Annotated in this window: 4 protein-coding genes and 1 pseudogene; 1 reads left to right on the top strand and 4 read right to left on the bottom strand. The window is 69.0% G+C overall.

Annotated elements, in window-relative coordinates; all coding sequences use genetic code 11:
* A partial coding sequence (locus ACWDN5_RS46330; protein ID WP_449680744.1) for a 3-hydroxyacyl-CoA dehydrogenase NAD-binding domain-containing protein occupies positions 1 to 294 on the top strand: 294 nt, incomplete at its 5' end.
* Positions 295 to 702: 408 nt separating this feature from the next.
* Here the strand turns inward: ACWDN5_RS46330 and ACWDN5_RS46325 are convergent.
* The 4 genes and pseudogenes from ACWDN5_RS46325 to ACWDN5_RS46310 all read right to left on the bottom strand — a co-directional run.
* Positions 703 to 1914, bottom strand: coding sequence for a L,D-transpeptidase (locus tag ACWDN5_RS46325; protein ID WP_310977098.1), 1212 nt, complete (start codon positions 1912 to 1914; stop codon positions 703 to 705).
* Between the two features lie 104 nt (positions 1915 to 2018).
* Positions 2019 to 2888: a patatin-like phospholipase family protein gene (locus tag ACWDN5_RS46320; protein ID WP_449680743.1), complete on the bottom strand. Its 870-nt coding sequence runs from the start codon at positions 2886 to 2888 to the stop codon at positions 2019 to 2021.
* A gap of 17 nt (positions 2889 to 2905) precedes the next feature.
* The gene (locus tag ACWDN5_RS46315) at positions 2906 to 3553 is read right to left on the bottom strand and encodes a DedA family protein (protein ID WP_449680742.1); all 648 of its coding nucleotides are present in this window, start codon (positions 3551 to 3553) and stop codon (positions 2906 to 2908) included.
* Between the two features lie 44 nt (positions 3554 to 3597).
* Positions 3598 to 3877: pseudogene (locus tag ACWDN5_RS46310) on the bottom strand (lipoyl synthase); the annotation flags it as partial.

The following is a 3877-nucleotide window of genomic DNA, read 5'->3' as shown; positions in this document are numbered from 1 at the left end:
ACCGGGGTGATGGGCCGCGGGATCGTCCAGCTGGCCGCGACCGCGGGGGTGACCGTCGAGCTGGCCGACGTCCGGCGCGAGGCCGTCACCGAGGCCCTTCAATCACAGGTGTCGACCTCCGGATCACACGTGTCGTCCATCCGGGCACGCAAGTCGTCCACTCGGGTACGCGAGCAGACCATCGCGGTACGCGAGTTCCGCCCGCAGTCGCGCGAGTTACGGGCCCCGTCACGCGAACCCCGAATCGCCCGGCGCCGCGCCGGATCACCCGTCCGCTCGGGCCGGCCGCTGTGATGCCCGGCCAACCCACGTGATGCCCGCCTATCACAAGTGATGCTTTCGAGGCACGCGTGATGCCGCCTGGAGCACCCGAGATGCTTCGCGTCGCCGCGCGGGTGCTCCCGAGACCGCCCTCGCACGCGCCAAGGGTGTGCTGGGACTCGGCACCCGCGCGACCCGAGCCCGTTCTCGCGTGACTGAAGGCGAAACTCACGTTCCTCGACGGACGACACGCGTACCCAGGCGGACGACACGCGTCCCTGGATGGACGACACGGGTGCCTGAAGGGTCGACTCGCGTGATTGGAGGGTCGACACGCGTGATTGGGGGGTCGACACGGGGGGTTGGAGGTGCGGAGGGCTGGCGGGGGTATGAGGAAGGGGGTCAGGAGCGGAGCTCCTGACCCCCGGACGAGGATTGGGGTTACTTGATTGCGGAGCCGGCTTGCCAGTCGGGCCAGGACTTGGACCAGTCGCCGTACAGGTCCCAGACCGGGAGCTGGGGGCCGCCCGAGTTGGTCACCTCCACGACGTCGCCCAGGCCCATGTTCTGGAAGAACCACTGGGCGTTCGCGTCGTTCAGGTTGATGCACCCGTGCGACACGTTCGAACTGCCCTGCTGGCTCACGCTGTTCGGGTTCTCGTGGACGAACTCGCCGTCGTTGGAAATCCGCTCCGACCACTTCTCGTTGGACCGGTACGCCTTCGGGTCCGGCGGGCAGACGCCGTACGTGCAGGAATCCATCGTGTAATTGGCCTGCTTGTCCGAAATCACGTGCGCGCCCAGGTGGGTCGGCGTCGCGTCCTTGCCCATCGAAATCGGCATGGACTTCACCATCTGCCCGTTGTGGAAAATCTGCATCTGCTCGCTGTTCCCGTCCGCCTTCGCGATCCAGGAATCGTGCACCTTGTACGTTTCCGTACGGTCCTCCGCACCGAACACCCCGCCGCCGAAATCGACGCCGTAGATCTTCGCCGTCACCTTCAGCGTCGTGCCGGCCTTCCAATACTCCTTCGGCCGGTAGTGGACGTTCGAGTCGTCGATCCAGTACCAGCCGCCGTCCTGCTTCGGGGTCGACTCCACCGTCAGCGCCTTCTCGACCGCCGCCTTGTTCTTGACCGCGATCTTGCCGAAGCTGAACACGATCGGCTGGCCGACGCCCACGCCCGTGCTCGCCACCGCGGACGGTGCCGGGATCAGGTTGGCGTTCGCCTGCTTCTTCGGCGACAGCGTCGTGATCTGGTTTTCCTGCTCGATCGGCTTCCCGTTGCTGCCCTGGGCGTGCGCGACGATCTTGTACGTCGCGCCGTAGCCGAGCGGCTCGCTGGACGTCCAGCTCGACCCGTCGGCCGCCAGCTTGCCGGCGACCGTCTTCCCCTTGGCCGCGTTGGTCACCGTGACGTCGAGCAGTTTCCCGTTGGCGGCCTTGACGACGATCGGCGTCGCCGGGTTCACCGCCGTGCCGCCCGCGGGCTCGAACGTCACCGCGACCGGCGTTTCGGACGGCGAGGCGGAGCCCGATGCCGGGTCCCCGCCGGCGGGCGAACCGCCGTCGTCACCGGACGAGCAAGCGGAGAGCAGCAGTGCCCCGGCGAGGATTCCGGCCACCGAAAGTAAAATCTTCTTGGGGAGCATATTGTCTCTTTTTTGGGAATTGGGATCGGCGGGCATTCGTCATCAAAACTACGCGATAGCGATGACGTTCTTGCCGGCGGATCGGTGCATCGGCGTGACGTGGATCACGTGATGACGAGCCCCGGTGCGCCGTACAGCCCCGGCCCGTTCACCGAAAGCGCGCCGAGGTACTCGCGCGCCGCCGTGTACGCCTCTTCCGCCAGTGCTTCCGTGTGCCCGAAATCCAGGGGGTTCACCCGGACCGGCGCCGGCCCCGGCAGGTAGACCACCGGGACCGAAGCCGCGGCCAGCGGCGCTTCCAGCACGGCCTGATTCCGCATGCTGATCATCGCGGTGAACATCATCACCTCGGCGAACGTCCGCGGCGCGCCCGGCACCTTCCCGGGGAACGCGCAGTCCAGCACCACCAGCGAAGCCGCCCCCATGGCGAGGGCCTGCCGCATCGGCACGTTCGCGACGAGCCCGCCGTCGTACAGCAGCTGCCCGTCGTGCTCCACCGGCGGGAAGATCCCCGGGATCGCGCAGCTCGCCAGCAACGGCTCCAGCAGCCGCCCGGAGCGGATCAGCAGCGGCTCGGCGGTGTCGACCTGCGTGGTGACGACGCCGAGCGGCAGCGCCAGCTCCTCGAAGCGGGTGTCGGCGCCCAGGTGGTCGGCGATGATCCCGGCCAGGCCCGTATTGGGGAACAGGTGCGTCTTGCTCTGGGTCAGCGTCCGGACGCGGCTCAGCATGCCGCCCGGGAACGCCTCGGCCCGCGTCATGTGCGCCCAGATGTCGTGCAGCCGGGCGAGCGCGTCGGTGCCGGAGCGGGCCAGCACGGCGGCGTTGAGCGAACCGACCGACGTCCCGGTCACGACGTCCGGCGTCAGCCCGGCCTCGGTCAGCGCGCGCAGCATGCCGACCTGCATGGCGCCGAGGCTGCCGCCCCCGCCGAGGACGAAACCGATCGGCCGGGGAAGATCCGCGAGACTCATGCCGCCGAATGTAGTACTCAGGGCACGCGTTCGGGCTCCGGCTCGGGCGCGGCCAGTGCCTTGCGCTTCTTCAGCCGCAGCAGGAAGAACACCGCGACCGCGGCGAGCACGCCGACCACGATCAGCCCGCCGGTGTTCAACACGCCTTCGATCCGCTTCGCGGCTTCACCGAGTGCCGCGCCGATGCTGATGTGGACCAGCGACCAGCAGAACGCGCCCGCCGCGGCGGCCGGCAGGAACTTGCGGAACGGCAGCCCGGACGTCCCGGCGGCGGCCGGCGTCAGCGTCCGGATCACCGGCAGGAACCGGGCGAAGAACACCGCCCAGGCACCCCGGCGTTCGAGGACGCCGGTGGCCTTGTCCCAGGCCTCCAGGCCGTACTTGCGGATCAGCTTCGTGTCGCGCAAGCGCGGCCCGAAGCGGCGGCCGATGCCGTAGCCGAGCGCGTCGCCCGCCGTCGCGCAGAGGGTCACGACCAGCCACAGAACCAGGAACCGGGGCACGGTGTTCGCCGTCGTCGCGGCGATGAGCAGTCCCGATTCGCCGGGGGCCAGGAAACCGAGCCCGATCGTGCACTCGGCGAACACCAGGCCGCCGGTCGCGGCGACGAGCCCCGGTTCCGGGAGTCCCTGCAGCCAGCTGAGGAGGTCCGAAACCAGGGCCATGTCCCCACTTTACCGATCCTTTAAGGATGGTGGGGTGACGTGCGTCACCGGGCCAGGAGCGACGCCGCTTCCTGGGCCGCGGGGCCTTCGGCCGCCAGGTGCTGCAGGTTTTCGGGCAGGACCTCGCCGCGGTGGGCCTTGGTCTGGGCGTAGAGCCGTCCCGCGCGGTAGGACGAGCGCACCAACGGCCCGGCCATCACACCGGCAAAGCCCATCGCCTCGGCCGCCTGGGAGTGCTCCACGAACTCCTCCGGCTTGACCCACCGATCCACCGGGTGATGCCGCGGCGACGGACGCAGATACTGCGTGATCGTCAAGATCTCG

This window comes from Amycolatopsis sp. NPDC003731 (assembly GCF_053586895.1).
Note: the sequence above shows the minus strand (reverse complement) of the source record. Positions and strands in the feature narration are given on the sequence as shown.

What these genes read in the sequence shown, in the direction of transcription:
- ACWDN5_RS46315 (WP_449680742.1), bottom strand. Translation starts at nt 3,553, where the DNA reads ATGGCCCTGGTTTCGGACCTCCTCAGCTGGCTGCAGGGACTCCCGGAA.
- ACWDN5_RS46325 (WP_310977098.1), bottom strand. Translation starts at nt 1,914, where the DNA reads ATGCTCCCCAAGAAGATTTTACTTTCGGTGGCCGGAATCCTCGCCGGG.
- ACWDN5_RS46320 (WP_449680743.1), bottom strand. Translation starts at nt 2,888, where the DNA reads ATGAGTCTCGCGGATCTTCCCCGGCCGATCGGTTTCGTCCTCGGCGGG.